Source organism: Collinsella sp. AM42-18AC, from assembly GCF_003467965.1.
Classification (GTDB): domain Bacteria; phylum Actinomycetota; class Coriobacteriia; order Coriobacteriales; family Coriobacteriaceae; genus Collinsella.
In genome coordinates this window covers 92,533-115,102 of the sequence record NZ_QSFY01000003.1, presented here as the reverse complement: position 1 = coordinate 115,102, position 22,570 = coordinate 92,533, and the positions used below count along the sequence as shown (strand labels likewise).

The following is a 22,570-nucleotide window of genomic DNA, read 5'->3' as shown; positions in this document are numbered from 1 at the left end:
GACGGCTGACTACTCGGTCGTTACAGTGATGTTTTCTCGATGCGCGCGGATGACGTCCCAGCTAAAGTGCTCGGCCAGCTGCTCGGCAGAGCGCGGTGTGGTGTCCGGCGCGATGGCTGTTTGCCCGGCGAGCCAGCCCAGCAGTGCCTCGGGCGTGCCAAAGCGGGCGCGTAGCTCGCCCAGGTCCAGATCGCGGTCGCGCTTGGAAAGGCGGCGGCCATCCGGCGACATGAGCAGCGGAATGTGCGCGTAGTGCGGCGTGGGCAGTCCCAGCAGATGCTGCAGGTAGATTTGGCGGGGCGTGGAGCCCAGCAGGTCGCATCCGCGCACGACCTCGGTAACACCCATGGCGGCGTCGTCGACCACCACGGCTAGCTGATAGGCAAACACGCCGTCGCTGCGGCGCACCAAAAAGTCGCCGCACTCGGTAGCGAGTGCCTCGCATTGGGCGCCGTACGTGCGGTCCACGAATTCGATCACGTCGTTTGCGAGGTCATCGACGGTGGGCACGCGCAGACGCGTGGCTGGGGCGCGCAGAGCGCTGCGGCGGGCGATTTCTTTGGCAGAAAGGTTTCGGCAGGCGCCGCGGTAGATGGGCGTGCCGTCGCTGGCGTGCGGCGCGCTCGCGGCGTGGAGCTCGGCGCGCGTGCAAAAGCAGGGATAGGTGAGACCGGCGTCTTGCAGCCGATGCAGGGCGTCCTCGTACAGGTCGAGGCGGTCGTGCTGGTAGTAGGGGCCTTCGTCCCACTCGAGTCCCAGCCAGGCCAGGTCGTCAATCAGTTGAGCGGCAAGTTCCGGGCGCTTGCAGCGATCGTCCAGGTCCTCGATGCGCAACACGATGCTGCCGCCCTGGCTGCGGGCCGAAAGCCACGCACACAGGCAGCTGAACACGTTGCCCAGGTGCATGCGGCCCGAGGGCGACGGGGCAAAGCGACCCACGACAGGTGCGGGAACGGAGGCGGGCTGCGTCGTTGGCACATCCGCGGCGGGCGTTGGTATGTTGCGTGCTTTGATATCCATGCGGACGAGTATAGCGCGGGGCACGGTAGGGAAGGCGTTGCCGCGCTCACAAGTTGGCGGCGGTGCGCATTGCGCACGGTGGGTTTGCGGCTCAAGGTCTCGATCGCTGCGTACCGACTTAGCCTCACAAACGACAGAAACCCCAGCAGCTCTTCGCAACTGCCGGGGTTTCCGCGGAAAAGGGGGACATGATCCTCAAGCGGACGGCAAAGGGGCAAACCGTTTTCGCTCAACTGCTTTATGCCCCTCAACTGGCGGCTCAATCAGCGCATGCCGCGCCCACACAAAGCCGCTACACCTGTGATGGAGCTATGAAGTGGTATCTATTGCCGGAGCGGGCTATGCCAAGGAGTGTCCCAGATTGCCGGCAGATAAGGAACGTCCCCAGGTGCCGGCGGCGGGTGTGACTTTTGTCCCGTTTTGACGCTCCGCTGACCTAGATGTTCGTCACATGAACTCGCAAACGTGGGACAATGACGCTACTGGTACCACAGACAAAGGATGTGCCTATGAACGCCCCCGTTGCCCAGCCCTGTCGGCAGCGCCGCCTGTTTGCGCGATTCGCTTCCGTCTGCGCGCTCGTTGCGCTTGCGTTGTTGCTGCTGCCTGCCGCCGCGCACGCCGACGGCTACTCCATGACCCAAACCTACATCAGTGCCACGGTCGAGGCCGATGGATCGCTGACCGTTGTCGAGGGACGCCAGTTTGATTTCGACGACGACATCAACGGCGTGTTTTGGGAGATCAATACGGGCACCAACCAGCAGGGCGGCACGGCGGGCGTTGACGTGCTGAGTGTCGAGGAAGAGGACACCGCGTTTAACAAAGTCGATAGCGCGAACAAGGGCGACTCTGGCGTCTACACGGTCGAGCAGACCGGTGACGGCGTAAGGATTAAGGTGTTCAGCCCTCACGAGAGCGGCGACAGCGCAATCTACTACGTGAGCTACACCATGACCGGTGCGGTTATGAACTGGGCCGATACCGCCGAGCTCTACTGGAAGTTCGTGGGTGACGGCTGGTCTGCGGATTCCGATGACGTCGAGATGGAAGTGTGCTTCGCGAATGCCGCTGCCGGGACGGCGGCCGTCAAGGGCGATAACTTCCGCGCATGGGGCCATGGTCCGCTGACGGGCGACGTGTCGCTCGATGAGGACGAGCCCATGGTCACCTATACCATTCCCTGCGTGCACCAGGGCGAATTCGCCGAGGCACGCATCGCCTTCCCTAGCGACTGGGTGCCGCAGCTTGCCGCTTCGGGCGAAGATCGCATGTCAACGATCCTGAGCGAAGAGAAGGAATGGGCCGACGAAGCTAACGCCCGCCGTGAGCACGCGCGTGCGGTTGCCGGTGCGATCGCCGTGGCGTGTGTTGTCGTGGCGGTTGCCTATACCGGTGTGATCGTGATGCTCAAGCTGCGCAGGCCCAAGCCCAAGCCGCTCTTCCAGGACGAGTACTTCCGCGATGTGCCCTCCGCCGATCATCCCGCGGTGCTTGCAACTCTTATGAGCTGGAACGACGTGCCCGATCAGGCATATATCGCCACGCTGATGAAGCTGACCGACGACCGCGTGATCAAGCTGGAAGAAGCGACCGAGACCAAGAAGAAGGGTCTGCTCCGTCGCGAAAAAGAGGAGCAGACGTATCGCATCACAGTGACCGACGAGGCCTGGAAGGCTGCCAAGAAGGACGGCATCGATCGCGACGTGCTCAAGGTCTTCTTCGCTGGCGTTAAGCCCGATAAAGACGGCGTCCGTTCGCGCACGTTTAGCGAGCTGGAGGAGTATGCCAGCGAGCGTACTGAATCTGTTGGCGACAAGCTCGAGGACTATCAGAGCACGGTTAAGGGCAAGCTGGAGGAGCGCGAGTTTATCGCATCGGATGGCACTATCGTGATGGTGGCCGGCCTGGTTCTCGGCATCATCATTGTCTTTGGCATTTTGGGCTCTCTGTTCTATACCGACTTTGCGGACGCCAGCGTCGGTGCCGCTGTGATTTCGATCCCCGTCACGATCGTGGGCTTTGTCCTGAGCTGCACCTTCCGCCGTTACACGCCGGAGGGCGCCGAGGTGGCGGCTCGCTGCAAGGCGCTCAAGCATTGGCTCGAGGATTTCACACGCCTAAAGGAAGCCGTCCCGGGCGATCTGGTGCTGTGGAACAAGCTGCTGGTGATGGGCGTTGCCCTAGGCGTTTCGAAAGAAGTGCTGCGACAGCTGGCCGAGGCCGTGCCTGCGGACCTGCGCAACAGCGACGATTTCTACGACAACTACCCCTGCTACTGGTGGTATTACCATCACTACGGCAACGAGTCTCCGCTCGTTTCGTTCAACGATGTGTATCACGAGACCATCCGCGAGTTGGCTTCGAGCTCCGATAGCTCGAGTGGCGGCGGTGGTGGCGGCTTCTCGGGCGGCGGAGGCGGCGGCGTCGGCGGAGGCGGCGGCGGAACGTTCTAGCGAGCGCTTGCTTTGGGGTGGATCTTTCTGGGCGGTTGCCAGGGAAGATTCATCCCATTTTTGTGCATCGAAACGGGTCAAACTTTCCGCTGAGGACCTTCGCGCAAGGGGCAGTGGACAAAAAATGCCAAATATGAGTACTGTTGCTGCGTTGGTCACATATGTTTGCACATAATAATGGGCTCCTAATGAGAGTACTTCTCGTTAGGAGCCCATTTTATTGAACATTTGGGGAGTTACGTCAGCTCGTGCAGCTGGTCGTCATGCCTATAAGCATCAAAAATGCCCCGAATCGCTGCTACTAAAAAGGTAACAGTACTCATATTTGATGTATTTTGACCACGGCTATCTACAAACCCCCTAGGCCACTCATTGGGGACAGACTTAAATGACTAGTTGTTGGGGATCAGTCATTGGGGACGTTCTTAAATGACTAGGTGTGGCTGCTTGGGCTAGGCTGTTAGGTCGAGTTCGTAGAGAAAGCTTTCGCGCGGCATGTCGTGACGACGCTCTTCGCGGTTGGCGCGGTGCGTGGCCGTGCGCTTAAAGCCGTGCAACTCGTAGAACTTCCACGAGCAGTTGGAGTCGGTGTACAGGTACGCCCTTGTCGCCCCGCGCGAGGACAGGTACGAGACCGCGGCATCGAGCAACACTGAGCCTACACCCAGGCCGTGGACATCGGGATCGACGGCGAGCAGCGTGACTTCGTTGTCGTGCGGCAACGGGCTGCTCTCGAGCAGGCGGTTGTTGGTTCGGATGGTTGCGCGCACAAACGAGAGATACTCGGCGCAGACATCGGGCTCCAGCTCGCGCATCTGCGAAAGCAGCGCGCGTTCGGTATCCATCCAATGTTCCTTAACGGTGGCGCCGGAGCTCTGTCCCGCACGCGCGAGCGAAATGCCACGCGCCTGACCGTCGATTACGGCAACCTGCGAAAACGTCGATGACGAAAGGCAATAGGCGAGGTCGCACGCGGCCTCAAGGCGGTTGTACTCATCGTTATCCGAATTGTTATGCCAAAGCTGCTGCAGAATCAGCGCGATGGCGTCGAAGTCTTCGGTATCAAACGGTCGGTAGAGAACCCGCGAGACCATGGTGCCTCTTTCTTTTGCGGATGCATATCGAGCACAGTTCTACCACGCTATTGGCATCTAATTATGGTGCCCCTGTGTTCCATGAACTCACCGTGCCCATCCCCTCCGCGCGCAAACTTTTTCTGCACATGCGCCCGTTGCGGGGTGCATCGATGCGCTCGATGCGCTACATTAAATCAGTATTTTCAATGCCGCTGCGCGAGCGCTGCAGATCGACGTATCACCGACTCACAGAGCACGGCGGCGTACCAGACAGGAGGACTGCATGGGATCTGATGTGAAGATCGCACGCGCGTTGATCTCGGTTACCGATAAGACGGGCGTCGTCGATTTCGCACGGACGCTGGTTGACGACTTTGGCGTCGAGATCATCTCTACGGGCGGCACGGCTCGTGCCATCGAGGACGCGGGCGTTCCCGTAACCCCCATCGAGGAGTTTACGGGCTATCCCGAGATGATGGACGGCCGCGTCAAGACGCTGCACCCCAAGGTTCACGGCGCGCTGCTTGCCCGTCGCGATTCCGAGCAGCACATGCAGGAAGCCGCTCAGCACGGCATTAAGCTGATCGACCTGGTCGTCGTCAACCTGTACGAGTTCGAGAAGACCGTTGCCAACCCCGAGGTCACCTTTGCGGATGCCATCGAGCACATCGACATCGGTGGCCCCTCCATGCTGCGCTCCGCTGCTAAGAACGCCGCGAGCGTTACCGTCATCTCCGACCCGGCCGACTACGATGCCGTCCTGGCCGAGATGCGCGAGACTGGCGGTTGCACCACGCTTTCCACCCGTCGCCGCCTGCAGGTGAAGGTCTACCAGACTACCGCCGCCTACGACACGGCTATCTCCCGTTGGCTTGCCGCCCAGGCAAGCGACGTGGCGGACACCTCTGCCAAGCTCGAGATCTCGCTGGAGAAGGTCGACGATCTGCGCTATGGCGAGAATCCTCAGCAGAAGGCTACGGTCTACCGCTTTGCCGAGGGCTGCGAGAACACCGCGAGCTCGCAGTTCCCGCTCGTGGGCTCCGAGCAGATCCAGGGCAAGCCGCTCAGCTACAACAACTATCTGGACGCCGATGCCGCTTGGAACCTGGTCCGCGAGTTCGACGAGCCGGCTTGCGTGATCCTCAAGCACCAGAACCCCTGCGGTTCCGCCGTTGCCGAGGACATCACGGCCGCCTACGACCGCGCTTTCGCCTGCGATCCCAAGAGCGCCTTCGGCGGCATCATCGCCTGCAACCGTGAGGTTCCCTTTGAGCTGGTTGAGCATTTCGCCGACCAGAACAAGCAGTTTGTCGAGGTCATCATCGCCCCGAGCTACACTGCCGAGGCGCTCGAACGCATGACCAAGCGCCCCAACCTGCGCGTGCTGGCTACCGGCGGCGTGGACCACGGCGCCCAGGTGGAGCTGCGCTCCGTCGACGGCGGCATGCTGGTGCAGGAAGTTGACCACGTGACCGAGGATCCCGCGACCTTTACGTTCCCCACCGACCGCAAGCCCACCGACGCCGAGATGGCCGAGCTTGAGTTTGCCTGGAAGGTTTGCAAGGGCGTTAAGTCCAACGCCATCCTGGTCTCCAAGGGCAAGGCCGGCATTGGTATGGGCCCCGGTCAGCCCAACCGCGTGGATTCTGCGCTGCTGGCCTGCGAGCGTGCCGAAGACTTCTGCGAGCGCGAGGGCGTGGAAAAGGGCGGCTTTGCCTGCGCAAGCGACGCGTTCTTCCCGTTCCGCGACAACGTCGACGTGCTTGCCGCACACGGCGTGACCTGCATCATCCAGCCCGGTGGCTCCAAGCGCGACGACGAGAGCATCCAGGCCTGCAACGAGCACAATATTGCTATGGTCTTCACGGGCGCCCGCCACTTCCGCCATTAAGTAGGGAGGTGGCGCTGCGGCTTGCCCAGCCACCGCACCTTGCCGTTCATTCGTCGCTCGCGTACCCAAGTACGCGTCGCTCCTCTTTCACGGCAATCTGCGGCACCTGGGCAACCCTCGCCGACCTGTTAGGTTGACTGGGGAGGATGGGATGTTATCTCGTCCCTTGGATTGGCTTCGTTTCTAAAATAATCTCTGCAAAAGACGGCCGCTCCGTTTGGAGGGCCGTCTTTTTGGTATAAGAGGACGGAATGACTAACACGAAAGGTATGACCATGCCCCAGATTGATGATGCAGAGCTGTTTGGCAATGCCGAGGACCAGCGTGCGTACGAGGACTTTTGCGCCAATCAGGAGGCGGTCGAGAAGTTTACGCTCGACAAGCCCGCGCTTATCTGCCGTTGGCGCATGTCCAACAAAAAGGTGCCCATGCTCAACCGTCACATCCGCGCGCTGTCCGAGCGCTTGGTGCAGGGCGAGCCGCTTACCCATAACATGCTCAGCTGGGCCAAGCAGCACGTTGAGTGGTCGCTTGCCGAGGGCGATTACACCGCGCACGACGGCGTGCTCATGCTGGTGATCGACGTTAACGGCAATGCCGCCATGACGGTGGGTGAGTACGAGCCGCTGGCCGATACTTCGGCCAAGGCGCTGCGTGCCCGCTCCGCCGAGGCCCGCTCCGAGGCCGACGAAACCGGCGTGGCGCCCGAGCTGCTAGCTGCCGTCAACAACGGCGAGCTGGCCTTTGTGGCGCCGGCGGACGAGTGTCTGTGCGGCACGGCGACGCTCATCGAGCAGCTGGCCCAGACCAAGCGCATCCCGGTCACGCGCGTGGACATTCCCGCACAGCTCAAGGGCGCGCTGTTCCTGGTGAGCGACGAGCACGGCGTGGTGCCTGCCGCCGACGCTGACGTCGCCGAGTCCGATGCCGAGACGGTTGCCTTCTTTGCCGACGGCTACGAAAAGCTTCGCGCCCGCCGCTAAATGATTTTTCTGGGACGGGGATTATTTAATCATTTGATCCCCGCGCCCGCTGCGAGCGAGGGGCGATTCGAACGCTTTCGTTCGCGAACAGTTCTGTCACCTTGGTGCCGCGTGGGGCGCGTACCTGCGGCTTCGCGGTCATAATGGGATAAGACAACCAGGAGGGGAGCGGAATCCATGGCGCTGATCTATATCGTTGAGGACGACGAGCCCATTCGTCGCGAGCTTGCCGACATCCTTGCCCGTGCCGGTTTTGAGGTCGAGGCCTGTGAGTCGTTCGAGCACGTCTCGCGCGATATTCTCGCTGCCGCGCCCGACCTGGTGCTGCTCGACCTGACGCTTCCCGTCAAAGACGGTCAGCACATCTGCCACGAGGTTCGTCGCGAATCCGAGGTCCCCATCATCGTCCTCACGTCGCGCACGACCGAGATCGACGAGGTCATGTCCATGACGCTCGGCGCGGACGACTTTGTTCCCAAGCCCTATAGCGCGCGCGTGCTCGTGGCGCGCATCAACGCACTGCTGCGTCGCACCGCGGCGGCAGGCGAGCGCAGCACGCTCGTCCACAAGGGATTGGAGCTCGACCTCGCCCGCTCCGCGGTCACCAACGCGGCAACCGGCGACAGCACCGAGCTCACCAAAAACGAGCTGCGCATCCTCTCTTTGCTCCTGAGCCGCGCGGGCAAGATTGTCTCGCGCTCGGCCATCATGCAGGACCTGTGGGACTCCGATGCCTTCGTGGACGACAACACGCTCACCGTCAACATCAACCGCCTGCGCACCACGCTCGACAAGATCGGCGTCAAGGGGTATCTGACCACGCATCGCGGCCAGGGCTATTCGGTCTAGGTGCCAGCTATGTCGTTTGGCAAGTTCTTTAAAGATGCGCTGTTGCCCGTCGCCGTGTGGACGTGCGGCGTGCTGCTGAGCTGCTTTGTGCTGATGGTTGCCGGGGCCCCGGCATCTATCGTGGTCGTGGCGGTCGGTGTGTCCTTTATCTTTGGCATGCTGGGTATCGTGATCGAATATGCGCGCCGTCGTCGTTTTCTGCACCAGTTGGAGCGTGCAGCCGAGGAGCTGGAAAGTCCCGCGTGGGTACAGGAGATGGTGCAATGCCCAACCTATGCCGAGGGCGAGCTCGAGTACGAGGTCCTGCGCCGGGTGGGCAAGGCTGCCTGCGACGAGGTTGCCGAAGGCCGACGTCAGACCGATGACTATCGCGACTATATCGAGAGCTGGGTCCACGAGGCCAAGTTGCCCCTGGCGGCGGCCCATCTGATTCTTGAAAACCTAGACGGCAGCGAAGACGACCTGTCGCGTGTGGATGACCTGGGTCGCGAGCTGGCTCGCGTTGAGCGCTATATCGACCAGGCACTGTACTATGCGCGCTCGGAAGTCGTGGAGCGCGATTACCTGATTCGCCGCTGGGATCTCAAGACCTTGGTGACGGGTGCGATTAAGGCCAACGCGCGCGAACTCATTGCAGCGCACGTGGCTCCGGTGTGCGAAAACCTCGACTTCGAGGTCTTTACCGACGAGAAGTGGCTGGAGTTCATCTTAGGTCAGCTCATCCAGAACAGCATTAAATATGCGCGCGAGGACGGCGCAAAGATCGTGTTTTCGGGCGCGTTGCTGGACGAGGGCCTGGCGAGCGAACGCATCGAGCTTACCGTCGCGGACAACGGCTGCGGCGTGAGCGCGGCCGACCTGCCGCGCGTGTTCGAGAAAGGTTTTACCGGCGACAACGGCCGCACCACCAAGCGCGCAACGGGCATCGGCCTCTACCTGGTGGCGCGTCTGTGCTCCAAGATGGGCATCGACGTCACCGCAGCATCCGACTCCGGCGAAGGCTTTGTCGTAACGTTTTCCTTCTCAACGAATAAGTTTCAATATTTCGAGTAACGCATGCGGCAGACGTCCGCCCAAACAAAAACGTGCAGCCCAAACAAAACGTGCCACCCCAAACGGGGCGGCACGCCATCTTTTATCAGCCAACTCGCTGAAGTAAGGCTGCGAAGGCCGCGGGGCCGGGAGGGGTTTCCTAAGGGCACATCCCGCAGCCGCAACGCGGCGAGGACGTGCCCGTGGAAACCCCGCAGGCCCCGCGGCCGGTGGGAGCAACGCTACTTTACGACCAAAATGTCGCAGTCGGTATTGCGCAGCAGGAACGTCGAAATCGAACCCAGAAGCGCATACTTGATCGAGGACAGGCCGCGAGCGCCGCAGAGCACCAGGTCGGGCTTGACCACGTCGAGCATCTCGTCTTTGAGCGTCTCGCGAATACGACCGGCGCGTATCATGACCTCGACCTCGGGAATATCGGGATTGGCCTTGGCCTCTTCGAGCTGCTTTTCGATGGAGTTCTTAAAGGCCTCCTCCAGACCGTTGACCAAATCGACCGGATAGGAGCCGGCGCTCTCGAGCGCCGTGGAATCGATAACGTGGCCGATAATCAGCTTGGCGCCGTTGTTCGCGGCGACCTTGATGGCGCGTGCGAGCACAAAATCCTGCTGCTCAGTACCGTCGAGTGAAACAAATACCTTGGTGTAGCCCTCGTTCATGGTTTCCTCCTTGGTCTATCGCACGGGCGCGGGGCTCGTGCGTCGGGCGGGCGCGGGTGCGTTGACCGCCGGACACTTTATCTTGTTGCAGTTATACCCAAGGATTTCGGTTTAACTGCTCGCAATTCTGTGAACGGGCGAGTTTTTTGGTAAGGGTAGGCGCGGTCGCACCGCCAACGGTTGATAATGGGACATCGCCTGCATCGTCCGCAGAACATCTACCGGCGGGTGTCTAACGAGGGGGTCCCTTTGGATATTATCGAGCTTCTAAAATCTGCCTTCATGGGCCTGGTCGAGGGCATCACCGAATGGCTGCCCGTTTCGTCGACGGGTCACATGATCTTGGTGGACGAGTTCGTCAAGATGAACGTGAGCGAGACGTTCTGGAATATGTTCCTGGTCGTGATTCAGCTCGGCGCCATTCTGGCCGTCTGCGTGCTGTTTTTCCACGAGCTCAACCCGTTCTCGCCCAGCAAGGGCAAGGAGGGCCGTCGCGACACCTGGGTGCTGTGGGGCAAGATTGTGCTCGGTTGCATTCCTGCGGCGGCGATCGGCCTGCCGCTCAACGACTGGATGGAGGAGCATTTCTACAATGCTCCCGTCGTGGCGCTGGCGCTCATTGTGTACGGCGTGCTGTTTATCGTGATCGAGAACTGGCGCGCGAGCAAGCGCGAGGAAATGGCCGTTGCCGGTTCGTTTGGTTCGCGTGCTGTGGTGTCGGGTGGACGTCCCGCCGGTGCGCACTTTGCGGCGCCCGCCACGGCTACCGCTGAGGATGAGGACGATGACGAGAACCTGGACTTTGGCTCTATCGCCACGCTCGAGGACCTCAGCTGGAAGACTGCGCTGGGTATCGGCTGCTTCCAGGTGCTTTCGCTGGTGCCTGGTACGTCTCGCTCCGGTTCTACCATCATCGGTGGCCTGCTTTTGGGCTGCACGCGTTCGGTGGCGTCCAAGTTTACGTTCTTCCTGGCCATCCCTGTCATGTTTGGCGCGAGTGCGCTCAAGCTGGTCAAGTACTTCATCAAGGGCGGCACGTTCGGCACCAACGAGATCGCCATCTTGGGCGTGGGCTGCGTTGTTGCCTTTGTGGTTTCGCTCATCGCCATTAAGTGGCTCATGGGCTTCGTCCGCCGTCACGACTTTAAGTGCTTCGGTGTTTACCGCATCATCCTGGGCATCGTAGTGCTCGCATACTTCTTCGTTCTGGAGCCGATGCTCGGCCTCTAACTTAGTCGACGCTGCGCGGCGGCCAGGGCGACAACTTGTCATTCAAAGAGGGCGGCATGACCAAAAGGTCTATGCCGTCCTCTTTTCATGCCAATTTGTTCGCCCTGGCCGCCGCTCGCTACCGTTGCCATGACATCGGTGGCTCCGTGATTGGTACATTGGGGTCAGGTTTCTTTGCACCAACGTGGTGCAGACTAACCTGACACCTTTGCACCAAATTCGCCGGGGTGGGCCTGACGGTGGCGCACGGAGTCGTGGTGTGATTTGCGTCGGTGTCCGCGCGACTCGGTATACTGGTACGGCTCAAACTATGGCGCTGCCCGCAGGCGCGCCGTTCGTCAGATGAGGAGTCGCCCATGACCCAGCCCTTGCCCTGGGAAAAGAACGCCGCGGTACCCGTGCCGCCTGTGCCGGAACCCGTGCCGCTCGATGCATATGCCGCCCCTGCTGCGCCGGAGCCCGAGCTCGTTCCGCTCGACATCTACGACGCTCCCGCGCCGGCACCCAAGCCGCTCGTCGACATCGACAGCCTTAATCCCGCCCAGCGCGAGGCGGTACTCACCACCGAGGGTCCGTTGCTGGTGCTCGCCGGCGCCGGTTCGGGTAAGACCCGCGTCTTGACCTTCCGTATCGCACATATGCTCGGCGACCTGGGCGTTAAGCCTTGGCAGGTTCTTGCCATCACGTTTACCAACAAGGCCGCGGCCGAGATGCGCGAGCGTTTGGCAGCGCTCATCCCCAGTGGCACCCGCGGCATGTGGGTGTGCACCTTCCACGCCATGTGCGTGCGCATGCTGCGCGAGGACGCCGACCTGCTGGGCTACACCGGTCAGTTCACCATCTACGATGATGACGACTCAAAGCGCATGGTGCGCGACATTATGCAGGCACTTGGCATCGAGCAAAAGCAGTTCCCCATCAACATGATCCGCAGCAAGATCAGCTCGGCCAAAAACGCCATGATCGGGCCCGAGGACATGCTCAAGTCCGCCGATAGCCCCAACGACAAAAAGGCCGCGCAGGTCTACTTGGAGCTGGAGCGCCGCCTGCGCGCCGCCAACGCAATGGACTTCGACGACCTGCTCGTGCGCACGCTCGAGCTGCTGCGCACCCGCCCTGAGGTACTCGACAAGTACCAAGAGCGCTTCCGCTACATTAGCGTTGACGAGTATCAGGACACCAACCACGTCCAGTACGAGATCGCCAACCTGCTGGCCGCCAAGTACCAAAACCTCATGGTCGTAGGCGACGATGACCAGTCCATTTATAGCTGGCGCGGCGCCGACATCACCAACATCCTGGACTTTGAGAAGGACTTTAAAAACTGCAAGACCGTCAAGCTGGAGCAGAACTATCGTTCCACGGGTCACATCCTGAGCGCCGCCAATGCCGTGGTGCGCCACAACTCGCAGCGCAAGGACAAGCGCCTGTTTACGGCCGAGGGCGACGGCGAGAAGATCCAGGCCTTCCAGGCAAGCGATGAGCGCGACGAGGGCCGCTGGATTGCCGGCGAGATCGAAAAGCTGCACTCCAAGGGCACGAGTTACGACGATATTGCCGTGTTCTACCGCACCAACGCCCAGTCGCGTATCCTCGAAGATATGTTCCTGCGCGCGGGCGTGCCCTACAAGATCGTGGGCGGCACGCGATTCTTCGACCGTGCCGAGATCCGCGACGTCATGGCCTACCTCAAGATGATCGTGAACCCGGCAGACGAGATGAGCGTCAAGCGCGTCATCAACACGCCGCGCCGCGGTATCGGCTCCACCTCGATTCAAAAGATTGAGCAGCTGGCGCGCGACAACCGTTGCTCGTTCTTCCAGGCTTGCGAGATCGCGTGCGCCGAAACCGGCATGTTTAGCGCCAAGGTGCGCAATGGCCTGTCGAGCTTTGTGTCGCTGGTGCGCGAGGGTCGCCGCATGGACGGCGAGCTCAAGGACGTTGTCGAGATGATTGTCGATAAGACGGGCCTGCTGCAGGCGTTTCGCGCCGAGGGCACCATGGAGTCCGAGAGCCGTGCCGAGAACATCCAGGAATTCCTGGGCGTCGCCGCCGAATTTGAGGAGACGCACGAGGATATCGAGGGTACGCTCGAGAGCTTGGAAGAGCTGCGCGCGGCCGGTGTTGCCGATGTGCCTGCCGGTGCCGAGCCCGAGCCCGTCGTGGTGAGCGCGCCCGCGCCCGAACCGGGGCCGTCCGCCTCGGCATCCTCGTTTGAGGCACTCGTCGGCGCCCGTGACGCCGCGGGCTCTAATCCGCTCGATAGCTTGGCCGCTCCGGCGCTGTCTCCGCAGGATGCCCTGGCCGCCGCCATCGCGGGCAACGCGTATGCCGCGCCGACGGAGATGCCGGCGGGTGCCATGCATGCCGACGAGATCGAGCGCACCTACGGCCCGCTCACCTGCAAGGCGCTGCCGGCACTCATGGAGTGGCTGGCCCTGCGTTCCGACTTGGATTCCCTGGCCGGCGAGACGCATGCCATCACCATGATGACCATCCACTCCGCTAAGGGCCTGGAGTTCCCGGCGGTGTTCGTGGCCGGCATGGAGGAGGGTATCTTTCCGCACGTGCACGACTTTGGCGGTAGTGACGATCCGGGCAAGCTCGAGGAGGAGCGTCGCCTGGCCTACGTTGCCATTACGCGCGCTCGTAAGCGCCTGTTCTTGACCTATGCGGCCACGCGTCGCACCTACGGCTCGACTTCTGCCAACCCGCGTTCGCGTTTCCTCAACGAGATTCCGTTTGAGGACATCGAGTTTAGCGGCATCGGTTCTGCCGGTTTTGAGGGCACGGGCTGGGAGAAGCGCGGCGACCGCCACGGCACGTTTGGCTCGGGTATGGGCTCGGACATGTATGGCGGCAAGGTGTTTGGCTCGCATACGCGCTCGACCGGCGGTTCCGGTTCGCGCGGCGGATCGAGCTTCGACGATTTCTTTGGCGGCAGCAGCTACGGGACCGAGCGTCATCGCGGGGTCTCACCCGACGCCGGCCGTGTCGCCTCGACCTTTGGCTCGGGCGCGCCGCGAGCCAAAAAGCCGTCGTCCAAGGTGTCGCCGACGGTGGAGCGCAAGGTCGATCGCGCCAGCGCGTCGCAGGACTTTGCCGCGGGCGATACCGTGAGCCACAAGACCTTTGGCACGGGTACCGTGATCTCGGTCGCCGGAGACATGATCGAGGTCCAGTTCGAAAAGACCGGCCAGACTAAAAAGCTCATGAAGGGCTTTGCACCGATCGTCAAGTTGTCGTAATCCCGGCGGACCCGGGCGGGCGTATGGGGCAACATCGCCTGCTCGGACAGTCCTGCTCGCACGGAGAGCACATTAAGTGCTCTCCGGCTCGTGCGGAACTCGCGATCGATGTTGCCCCATACGCCCGCCCGGGTCCTTAGGTAACGTTACTGGACGAGCGTTGCTTTGCCCGTTCGCTTTTTGGTCTGGAGAGCCGGGTGGGCTGAATACTTAGACATGGCAAGGGACTCCTCCGTTGATGAACGGGGGAGCCCCTTGTTTTGTTTTGGTTGTTGTTGCGACCTAGAGGTGGCTGATGATCAGTTCCATCTTGCCTTCGAGGTCAATGGAGCTGACGGTGCTCGGAGCTAGCAGGTGGCTTCCCTTGTGGACGGGGTCGCCGCAGACGGTGCCTTCGCCGTCGATGACCGACAGACACATGAAGGGCCAGCGCTGGTCGAGGGTCTTGCTGCCGTCGACGCGCACGCGATCGACGGTGTAGCAGGGGTTGGACTCGAGCTCGGTCACGCCATCGACCTCGGGCGCGGTCACCGTGCCGTCGGTCGGAGCCTGCGCGTTAAAGTCGATGCAATCGAGGCTCTGCTCAATGTGCAGGGGACGCAGTTTGCCGTCGGTGCCGGGACGGTCGTAGTCGTACAGGCGATACGTCACGTCGCTCGACTGCTGCGTCTCTAAAATGAGCGTGCCGGTCTTGATGGCGTGCACGGTACCGGAATCAATCTGGAAAAAGTCGCCCTTGTGAATCGGCAGTACGTTGAGCATGTCGTCCCAACGGCCTTCCTCGATCATCTGTGCGGCCTCGGCGCGGTCCTTGGCACGCTGGCCGACGATGATCGTGGAGCCGGGCTCGCAGTCCAGCACATACCAGCACTCGGTTTTGCCCAAGCTACCGTTCTCGTGCTCGGCGGCGTACTCGTCGTTGGGATGGATTTGGATCGAAAGGTCGTCCTTGGCGTCCAGAATCTTAATGAGCAGCGGGAACTCCTTGCCCTCGCAGTTGCCAAAGAGCTCGCGGTGCTCGGCCCACAGCCATGACAGCGGGTGACCGGCATACGGGCCCTCCGCGATCTGGCAGTCGCCGTTGGGATGGGCCGAGATGGCCCAGCACTCGCCGATGGGACCCTCGGGAATGTCGTAACCAAATACGGTTTCGAGCTGGCGGCCACCCCAGATCTTTTCGTGAAAGATCGGCGTCAGTTTAATTAAATCGGACATGTTCATACTCCCATGGTGTTGCGCGGGTGCTCGCTCTAAGCGAATCATAGCGAGCACCCGCAGGACTACAAAAACCTATGCCAACGTTACGTTGTGCAGCTCAAAGCGGTCGCCGACGTTGCGCGAAATCGAGTACTCAAAGGCGTTGCCGCTATCCAAAAAGCCAATCTGGTTGAGTTCGAGCAGGGGAGCGCCGGGTTTGGTGCCCAGACGCTCGGCCTCTTCCTCGGTTGCCGCCACGGCGCGGATGGTGCGGTGGAAGCTCGAAATCTTCAGCCCGCATTGCTCGCGGATAAAGCTATAGACCGATCCGTATAGGTCCTTCTTTTTAAGGCCCGGTATCAGCTCGAGAGGCATGTAGGTGTACTCGATGACGATGGGCTTCTCGTCGACCTGGCGCACGCGCACGATGTGATAGGCAAAGTCGTCCTCGGCAATTCCCAGCTGAGTTGCGACGTCCGCTGGTGGATTGACAATCGAGAAATCGTAGACCACCGAGGTCACCTTCTCCCCGCGGTGCTCATACGAAAAGCCCTGGGCGCGGTCGTTTTTGCCCTGGAAAAACGCCTGGTCGGGAAGACCCGCCGTGTCCTTAACGTAGGTGCCCGACCCGCGACGGCTGGTAACAAGACCCTCCTCGGTGATCTGCTCGATCGCGCGCTTGACGGTGATCTTGGAAACGCTATAGAGCTCGCAGAACTCAACGACGGTGGGTAGCTTGTCGCCCGGTTTAAGAGCGCCGTCCTCGATGCTTCGATGGATATCTGCAGCTATCGCCTCGTATTTGGGAATCATGGAACCTCCTTTCCGGCTTGATTGAGTACAGAAGAAAGTATAGTCAACACCTAAGCATCCCTATTGCGTTTTTGAAAAGTTCGAGAAAGGTTTAATTAAAAAACGCTTCTCTTTAAAAACTAGAGCGCTCTAAATGAATATGCATTCGAATAATGTGGTATTGAGCAAATTGATCGACTAGAGGATGGGGTTGAGCCGTTTTACCGCCCAACGAACCAAATACCATGCCCTGCGTTTTCACAGATAAAACCTGCCAAAACAAACCTGTCCCTTTTTGGCAGGTTTTTGCCTTGGGAGCGGTACCATACAGGCAATGTTTAAACGAGAAAGGCGGGCTCCCATGGAACCTAAGCAGTATTACATCGGCATCGACGTCGGCGGCACTTCGGTTAAGGAGGGCCTGTTCGACGAGGATGGTAACCTGCTGGCCAAGGCCAGCGTGCCCACGCCGCCTATCGTTGACGCCGCGGGCTTTGCCGCGGTGACCGAGGCTATCGACCAGGTGGTCGCCAAGGCCCAGATTCCGCGCGCCTTTGTGGCGGGTATTGGCCTGGCCGTTCCGTGCCCCATCCCGGCATCGGGCGATGCCAAGGTCAAGGCCAACATTGCCATTAACCTGCCCGAGCTAAGAGTCGCCATTCAGGAGCACTGCCCCGACGCGGTTGTTAAATACGAGAACGATGCCAACGCCGCTGCCATGGGCGAGGCCTGGCTCGGCTCTGCCAAGGGCGTACAGAACGTGGTGATGGTCACCATTGGTACCGGCGTGGGTGGCGGCGTTATCGTCAACGGCGACGTGGTGTCGGGCGTTGTGGGCGCCGGCGGCGAGATTGGCCACATGTGCCTGAACCCCGAAGAGGAGCGCACCTGCGGCTGCGGCGGACATGGCCACCTGGAGCAGTATTCCAGCGCCACCGGCGTGGTGAGCAACTACCTTGCCGAGTGCAAAAAGGCCGGCGTCGAGCCCATCGAGCTCACTGGGCCTTCTGATTCCAAGGACGTGTTCCAGGCCTGCCGCGAGGGCGACAAGCTCGCGCTGGCCGCGGCCGATACCATGGCCGACTATCTCGGCCGCGCACTGGCGCTTATCGCCAACGTGGTTGATCCCGAGATGTTCCTCATCGGCGGCGGCGCCTCCGCCTCGGCCGATGTCTACCTCGACAAGGTCCGCGAGCACTTTAAGCAGTACGCGCTTTCCGCCTCGCGCGAGACGCCCATTAAGGTCGCTTCGCTCGAAAACGACGCCGGCATCATCGGTGCCGCCTACGTAGCCCTGCGCGCCGCCGGCAAATAGTTGGTGCAAGGGGGACAGGTTACTTTGCACCAACATGGTGCAAAAGGGACAGCCTTGGCCCCCGTGCCTGCGCCCCAAAATATGCCGTGGCCCTTCCGTATGCGAAGGCTCGGCATCGGCGTGCTACCATAGCTACGTCCAAGTACACATATCAAGTGGAGGATATCCATGGCAAACGTTCTTGTCTTTGGTCACCAGAACCCCGATAACGACGCCATCATGAGCGCCGTCGTCCTGTCCCAGCTGCTCAACCAGGTTGAGTATGCCGGCAACACCTACGAGGCCTGCGCCCTTGGTCAGCTTCCGGCCGAGTCCGCCAAGCTGCTTGCCGACGCCGGCATTGCCGAGCCCCGCGTGATCGAGTCCGTCGAGGCCGGTCAGCTCGTCGTTCTCACCGACCACAACGAGTCTGCCCAGTCCGTCGCCGGTCTTAAGGACGCCACGGTCTTTGGCGTTGTCGACCATCACCGCATCGGCGACTTCGAGACCGCCGGCCCGCTGCATTACATCTGCCTGCCCTGGGGCTCCAGCTGCACCATCGTCACCAAGCTCGCCGGCGTGCTCGGCGTTGAGCTTTCCGACGTCCAGGCCAAGCTGCTGCTCTCGGCCATGATGACCGACACGCTCATGCTCAAGAGCCCCACCACCACCGATGTCGACCGCGCCGTCGCCGCCAAGCTCGGCGAGCAGGTGGGCGTCGACCCGGTCAAGTTTGGCATGGAGGTCTTCCTCACCCGTCCGTCCGGCTCCTTCACTGCAGCCGAGATGGTCGGCAACGACATCAAGATGTTCGAGCCCGCTGGCAAGAAGCTGCTCATTGGCCAGTACGAGACCGTCGACAAGAGCCGCGCACTCGGCATGATCGACGAGATCCGCGAGGCCATGCGCGCCTACGCCGCCGAGAAGGGCGCCGACGGCATTGTCCTGTGCATCACCGACATCATGGAGGAGGGCTCGCAGGTCCTGCTCGAGGGCGAGACCGAGGCTGCTCAGAAGGGCCTGGGCATTGCCGACGAGCACGACGGCGTCTGGATGCCGGGCGTCCTCTCCCGTAAGAAGCAGGTCGCTGCCCCCATCATGGCCGCCTGCTAGGTTTAGTTGACCAAACGCCACGACCGGACCGCGGACGCCCCGCGCTCCGGTCGTTTTTTGTGCACGGCGCCGCGTCGTCTCTTGGACAGGTATGCCCGTGCCGTTGAACAAATAATGTTCAACCTGTGGTTCCGCTTTTCGGCCACGCCTGCGTGCTTGTCGTGCAGGGTAGGCTAGATGCAAGCGTAATACGTTAGAGCGCGGCGCCGCCACTTGGGCGGGCCGTGCTTTTTTAAGACGGGAGCTTTCCCGTGAAAGGAGCCGCCCATGGCAGCAACTGAGCAGCTGTTCAACGTTCGTGAGCGCAAGCGCTTTGAACGTCACGACATCTGGGAGCGCATCGCCGAGAACGGCACGATTTCCGCCGCCGTCATGGTCTTCGCCGCCATCGCCGCCGTCATTTGCGCCAATACCGATGCCTACGAGGCCATCCATCACTTTTTGGAGACCCCGCTGTATGTGGGCCTGGGCAACCTTACGGCCGGTCTCACCGTTGAGCTTTTCGTCAACGACTTCCTCATGGCGATTTTCTTTTTGCTGGTGGGCATTGAGCTCAAGTATGAGATGACGGTCGGCGAGCTCAAAAACCCGCGCCAGGCCATGCTTCCCATGCTGGCGGCCGTGGGCGGCGTCGTCGTTCCCGCCTGCATCTATCTGATCTTTAACCATGCCGGCGCGCACAACGGCTGGGCCATTCCCATGGCAACCGATATTGCCTTTGCGCTGGGCGTGCTGTCGCTTTTGGGCAATCGCGTGCCCAACGGCGTGCGCGTGTTCTTCTCGACGCTCGCCATCGCCGACGACCTCATTTCCATCGCCGCCATCGCCATCTTCTACGGTCAAAGCCCCAATCCGTTTTGGTTGGGCGCCGCCGCGCTTGTGACCTGCGCGCTCGTGTGGCTTAACAAGACGCAGCATTACCGCCTTGCCCCGTATTCGGTACTGGGGCTGCTGCTGTGGTTCTGCATGTTCAAGAGCGGCGTACATGCCACGCTTGCTGGCGTCATCTTGGCCTTTACCATCCCGGCCAAGTGTGGCGTCAAGCTCGATAGCCTCACCGATTGGCTGGGCGAGTGCCTGCCGCTGCTCGATGACCGCTACGATGATGAGGCACACATCCTGGGCCAGCATGACTTTACCGTCTCGACAACCAAGGTCGAGCGCGTCATGCACCGCGTGACCCCGCCGCTTATCCGCATGGAGCGTCTGATCTCCACGCCGGTCAACTTTGTGATCCTGCCGATCTTTGCGTTCGTAAACGCTCAGGTTCGCTTAGTGGGCGTGGACATGAGCACGCTGCTCACCGACCCGGTGACGCTCGGCGTGTACTTTGGCATGCTGCTGGGCAAGCCGATCGGCATCTTTGGTATGACGTTTGCCCTGGTTAAGCTTAAGGCCTGCGAGCTGCCGCACAATGTCAACTGGCACATGATTGCCGGCGTGGGCATTCTGGGCGGTATCGGCTTTACCATGTCGATTCTCATCAGCGGCCTTGCCTTCCCGACGGCCCAGTTTGAGGTTCTTGCAGCCAAGGCCGCTATTCTCGCCGGTTCGGTCACCGCAGCCGTGCTCGGCATGATCTACATGAGCGTGGTCTGCAAGCATCCCTCGCCCAAAGACGAGTAAGAGCGCGAAAACCGGCTCCAGAACCGATTCGGGCGCGTTCAAAATGCGGATTCGGGCGGTGCTTGCCGCCTGCCAGACACGCCAGTGGTCAAAAAACGCCGTTTGTGAGTACTGTCACAAACGGCGTATCATTTTAGGTGCGGAAAATAATGAACAAAGTTATAAGAACTGTACGTTAATGAGTGACCATCGACTTCCAATTTGGCGCTAGCTGACGGTGATTAGGAAGTTTCAAGTCGAGTTTTGCCGATTTCGACCAAGAATCGCTGCTACTAAAAAGGTAACAGTACTCATATTTGCCCTTTTTTGGCCACAAGCCCTAAAACAAGCCTCGCCAAGGTCGGGAAGCGGGCCAAATCGCCGGCCTCGAGGCTTATTCCACCGTTCCGTAGACGGCGCCCCAGCCGTGGGCGGCCAAGGCGGAGTTGAGCTGGTCGCAAAGTGACTGGCGGTCGTAGTAGCCGGGCGGCAAAAGGTTCACGATTTCCATGAGGTCGGGCGCCAGGTCCAAGATTTCGGCCTGTACGATCAGATCCAGGCGGTCGATGGCGTGGCGGTCGTAAAACAGTCCGTCGACCAGGCGCTGCAAGTCGCCGAATTCCTCGGCCTGAAACGATCCGTACTCCATAGTGCCTCCTTGGGCGCCCCACGCCGGCATGCGCGGCGATTCGTAATTGATTGCGATGAACTTAATCTATCACGGCTTCATAACGTTGCGACGATGGCGGTCTATACTTAGACGAACTGCAACGTACCGCTTCGCGAAAGGTCGCACCCCATGCAGACGATCTACCAGAAGATGGAAACCACCGAACTCGATGCCGCCATCGAGGCGCTCAAAGCCGAGGTCGCCGAGGTCAAGGCCAAGGGCCTGGCGCTCGACATGGCCCGCGGCAAGCCGTCGCCCTCCCAGGTGGACATCTCTCGACCCATGCTCGATATCCTCAATGCCGATGCCGATCTGCACGACGGCAACGTCGACTGCTCCAACTACGGTTGCTTTGAGGGCATTCCCTCGGCACGCAAGCTGGCGGGGGAGTTCCTGGGTTGCCCCGCCGAGCAGACGCTCGTACTGGGTTCGTCGAGCCTGCTGATCGAGCACGATATCGCCGGCATGTTTTGGCGCTGCGGCTCGTGCGGCAGCGAGCCCTGGGAGGCTTACGAGGCCGCGCACGACGGCAAGAAGGTCAAGTTCCTGTGCCCTGTTCCCGGCTACGACCGCCACTTTGGCATCACCGCCGACCTGGGTATCGAGAACGTCCCCGTCGCGATGACTGACAACGGCCCCGACATGAACGAGGTCGAGCGCCTGGTTGCCGCCGACGACTCCATCAAGGGCATCTGGTGCGTGCCCAAGTATTCCAACCCTACGGGCATTACCTTTAGCGAGGACACCGTGCGCCGCCTGGTCGAGATGCCCACGGCCGCGCCCGATTTCCGCATCTTTTGGGACAACGCTTACTGCGTGCACGACCTGTACGACGAGACCGACGAGCTCGCAAATATCTTTGACCTCGCTCGCGCGGCGGGCACCGAGGATCGCGTGGTGGCCTTTGCCTCGACGTCCAAGATCACCTTCCCGGGCGCCGGCATCGGCTTTATTGGTGCGAGCCCCGCGGTTATCGCCGAGTTCTCCAAGCGCCTGAAGGCCGGCCTCATCAGCGCCGACAAGCTCAACCAGCTGCGTCACGTGCGTTTCCTTCCCACCATCGAGGCGGTCAAGGAGCACATGAAAAAGCATGCCGAGTTCCTGCGCCCGCGCTTTGAGGCCGTTGAGCGTAAACTCACCGAGGGCTTGGGCAACACGGGTTGCGCCACTTGGACTCATCCCCATGGCGGCTACTTTGTGAGTTTCGATGGCCCCGAGGGCTCGGCCCAGAAGGTCGCCGCGCTTTGTGCCGACCTGGGCGTCAAGCTCACGCCGGCTGGTGCCACCTGGCCTTATGGCAAGGATCCGCGCGACACCAACATCCGCATCGCGCCGAGCTATCCCACGGTCGAGGACCTGGAGGCTGCGCTCGATGTGCTGGTGCTGGCTGTCAAGCTCGTCGCTGCCGAGCTTGCGCGTGCCGAGCGCGCCTAA

17 protein-coding genes are annotated in these 22,570 nt (G+C 61.2%); 11 read left to right on the top strand and 6 right to left on the bottom strand.

Features of this window, described 5'->3' with window-relative positions:
• Positions 1-9 precede the first annotated feature (9 nt).
• Positions 10-1,020, bottom strand: a complete 1,011-nt coding sequence (gluQRS, locus tag DW913_RS03015; protein ID WP_255415051.1) for a tRNA glutamyl-Q(34) synthetase GluQRS — start codon at positions 1,018-1,020, stop codon at positions 10-12.
• A 509-nt stretch (positions 1,021-1,529) separates the two neighbouring features.
• On the opposite strand from gluQRS, the gene DW913_RS03010 reads away from it, so the two are divergent.
• Positions 1,530-3,476, top strand: coding sequence for a DUF2207 domain-containing protein (locus tag DW913_RS03010; protein ID WP_158566179.1), 1,947 nt, complete (start codon positions 1,530-1,532; stop codon positions 3,474-3,476).
• 452 nt (positions 3,477-3,928) lie between these two features.
• Here DW913_RS03010 and DW913_RS03005 read toward each other — a convergent pair whose 3' ends face one another.
• Positions 3,929-4,570: a GNAT family N-acetyltransferase gene (locus tag DW913_RS03005; RefSeq protein WP_117797528.1), complete on the bottom strand. Its 642-nt coding sequence runs from the start codon at positions 4,568-4,570 to the stop codon at positions 3,929-3,931.
• Positions 4,571-4,835: 265 nt separating this feature from the next.
• On the opposite strand from DW913_RS03005, the gene purH reads away from it, so the two are divergent.
• From purH to DW913_RS02985, 4 genes are all read left to right on the top strand, one after another.
• Positions 4,836-6,443, top strand: a complete 1,608-nt coding sequence (purH, locus tag DW913_RS03000) for a bifunctional phosphoribosylaminoimidazolecarboxamide formyltransferase/IMP cyclohydrolase (RefSeq protein WP_117797527.1) — start codon at positions 4,836-4,838, stop codon at positions 6,441-6,443.
• Positions 6,444-6,694: 251 nt separating this feature from the next.
• Entirely contained in the window at positions 6,695-7,426 is a 732-nt protein-coding gene (locus DW913_RS02995) for a hypothetical protein (protein WP_117797526.1), read from the top strand.
• Between the two features lie 177 nt (positions 7,427-7,603).
• The gene (locus DW913_RS02990; protein WP_117797525.1) at positions 7,604-8,275 is read left to right on the top strand and encodes a response regulator transcription factor; all 672 of its coding nucleotides are present in this window, start codon (positions 7,604-7,606) and stop codon (positions 8,273-8,275) included.
• 9 nt (positions 8,276-8,284) lie between these two features.
• A complete protein-coding gene (locus DW913_RS02985) occupies positions 8,285-9,328 on the top strand; it encodes a sensor histidine kinase (protein ID WP_117797524.1) in 1,044 nt (347 codons plus the stop codon).
• A 221-nt stretch (positions 9,329-9,549) separates the two neighbouring features.
• On the opposite strand, the gene DW913_RS02980 is transcribed toward DW913_RS02985, so the two are convergent.
• The gene (locus tag DW913_RS02980; RefSeq protein WP_117583590.1) at positions 9,550-9,987 is read right to left on the bottom strand and encodes a universal stress protein; all 438 of its coding nucleotides are present in this window, start codon (positions 9,985-9,987) and stop codon (positions 9,550-9,552) included.
• Between the two features lie 249 nt (positions 9,988-10,236).
• On the opposite strand from DW913_RS02980, the gene DW913_RS02975 reads away from it, so the two are divergent.
• Positions 10,237-11,217: an undecaprenyl-diphosphate phosphatase gene (locus DW913_RS02975; RefSeq protein WP_117646230.1), complete on the top strand. Its 981-nt coding sequence runs from the start codon at positions 10,237-10,239 to the stop codon at positions 11,215-11,217.
• 356 nt (positions 11,218-11,573) lie between these two features.
• Positions 11,574-14,465, top strand: a complete 2,892-nt coding sequence (locus DW913_RS02970; RefSeq protein WP_117797523.1) for an ATP-dependent helicase — start codon at positions 11,574-11,576, stop codon at positions 14,463-14,465.
• 282 nt (positions 14,466-14,747) lie between these two features.
• Here DW913_RS02970 and manA read toward each other — a convergent pair whose 3' ends face one another.
• Together manA and DW913_RS02960 are read right to left on the bottom strand one after the other, a co-directional pair.
• A complete protein-coding gene (manA, locus tag DW913_RS02965) occupies positions 14,748-15,680 on the bottom strand; it encodes a mannose-6-phosphate isomerase, class I (RefSeq protein WP_369832258.1) in 933 nt (310 codons plus the stop codon).
• A gap of 75 nt (positions 15,681-15,755) precedes the next feature.
• A complete protein-coding gene (locus DW913_RS02960) occupies positions 15,756-16,475 on the bottom strand; it encodes a GntR family transcriptional regulator (RefSeq protein WP_117797521.1) in 720 nt (239 codons plus the stop codon).
• A 340-nt stretch (positions 16,476-16,815) separates the two neighbouring features.
• Here DW913_RS02960 and DW913_RS02955 point away from each other — a divergent pair, with 340 nt between their 5' ends.
• The 3 genes from DW913_RS02955 (at position 16,816) to nhaA (ending at position 20,487) form a co-directional block, all read left to right on the top strand.
• Positions 16,816-17,769 (top strand): ROK family protein, encoded by a 954-nt coding sequence (locus tag DW913_RS02955; protein ID WP_233514534.1) that lies wholly within the window; start codon positions 16,816-16,818, stop codon positions 17,767-17,769.
• A 168-nt stretch (positions 17,770-17,937) separates the two neighbouring features.
• The gene (locus DW913_RS02950) at positions 17,938-18,861 is read left to right on the top strand and encodes a manganese-dependent inorganic pyrophosphatase (protein ID WP_006235927.1); all 924 of its coding nucleotides are present in this window, start codon (positions 17,938-17,940) and stop codon (positions 18,859-18,861) included.
• 267 nt (positions 18,862-19,128) lie between these two features.
• A complete protein-coding gene (gene nhaA / locus DW913_RS02945; RefSeq protein ID WP_117759768.1) occupies positions 19,129-20,487 on the top strand; it encodes a Na+/H+ antiporter NhaA in 1,359 nt (452 codons plus the stop codon).
• A gap of 373 nt (positions 20,488-20,860) precedes the next feature.
• On the opposite strand, the gene DW913_RS02940 is transcribed toward nhaA, so the two are convergent.
• Positions 20,861-21,115 (bottom strand): hypothetical protein, encoded by a 255-nt coding sequence (locus DW913_RS02940; protein ID WP_022093864.1) that lies wholly within the window; start codon positions 21,113-21,115, stop codon positions 20,861-20,863.
• A gap of 150 nt (positions 21,116-21,265) precedes the next feature.
• Here DW913_RS02940 and DW913_RS02935 point away from each other — a divergent pair, with 150 nt between their 5' ends.
• Positions 21,266-22,570, top strand: coding sequence for an aminotransferase class I/II-fold pyridoxal phosphate-dependent enzyme (locus DW913_RS02935; protein ID WP_117797519.1), 1,305 nt, complete (start codon positions 21,266-21,268; stop codon positions 22,568-22,570).

Bases quoted from the DNA above. Each gene is read 5' to 3' on its own strand.
- gluQRS (WP_255415051.1), bottom strand. From the start codon at position 1,020: ATGGATATCAAAGCACGCAACATACCAACGCCCGCCGCGGATGTGCCA.
- DW913_RS03010 (WP_158566179.1), top strand. From the start codon at position 1,530: ATGAACGCCCCCGTTGCCCAGCCCTGTCGGCAGCGCCGCCTGTTTGCG.
- DW913_RS03005 (WP_117797528.1), bottom strand. From the start codon at position 4,570: ATGGTCTCGCGGGTTCTCTACCGACCGTTTGATACCGAAGACTTCGAC.
- purH (WP_117797527.1), top strand. From the start codon at position 4,836: ATGGGATCTGATGTGAAGATCGCACGCGCGTTGATCTCGGTTACCGAT.
- DW913_RS02995 (WP_117797526.1), top strand. From the start codon at position 6,695: ATGACTAACACGAAAGGTATGACCATGCCCCAGATTGATGATGCAGAG.
- DW913_RS02990 (WP_117797525.1), top strand. From the start codon at position 7,604: ATGGCGCTGATCTATATCGTTGAGGACGACGAGCCCATTCGTCGCGAG.
- DW913_RS02985 (WP_117797524.1), top strand. From the start codon at position 8,285: ATGTCGTTTGGCAAGTTCTTTAAAGATGCGCTGTTGCCCGTCGCCGTG.
- DW913_RS02980 (WP_117583590.1), bottom strand. From the start codon at position 9,987: ATGAACGAGGGCTACACCAAGGTATTTGTTTCACTCGACGGTACTGAG.
- DW913_RS02970 (WP_117797523.1), top strand. From the start codon at position 11,574: ATGACCCAGCCCTTGCCCTGGGAAAAGAACGCCGCGGTACCCGTGCCG.
- manA (WP_369832258.1), bottom strand. From the start codon at position 15,680: ATGTCCGATTTAATTAAACTGACGCCGATCTTTCACGAAAAGATCTGG.
- DW913_RS02960 (WP_117797521.1), bottom strand. From the start codon at position 16,475: ATGATTCCCAAATACGAGGCGATAGCTGCAGATATCCATCGAAGCATC.
- DW913_RS02955 (WP_233514534.1), top strand. From the start codon at position 16,816: ATGGAACCTAAGCAGTATTACATCGGCATCGACGTCGGCGGCACTTCG.
- DW913_RS02950 (WP_006235927.1), top strand. From the start codon at position 17,938: ATGGCAAACGTTCTTGTCTTTGGTCACCAGAACCCCGATAACGACGCC.
- nhaA (WP_117759768.1), top strand. From the start codon at position 19,129: ATGGCAGCAACTGAGCAGCTGTTCAACGTTCGTGAGCGCAAGCGCTTT.
- DW913_RS02940 (WP_022093864.1), bottom strand. From the start codon at position 21,115: ATGGAGTACGGATCGTTTCAGGCCGAGGAATTCGGCGACTTGCAGCGC.
- DW913_RS02935 (WP_117797519.1), top strand. From the start codon at position 21,266: ATGCAGACGATCTACCAGAAGATGGAAACCACCGAACTCGATGCCGCC.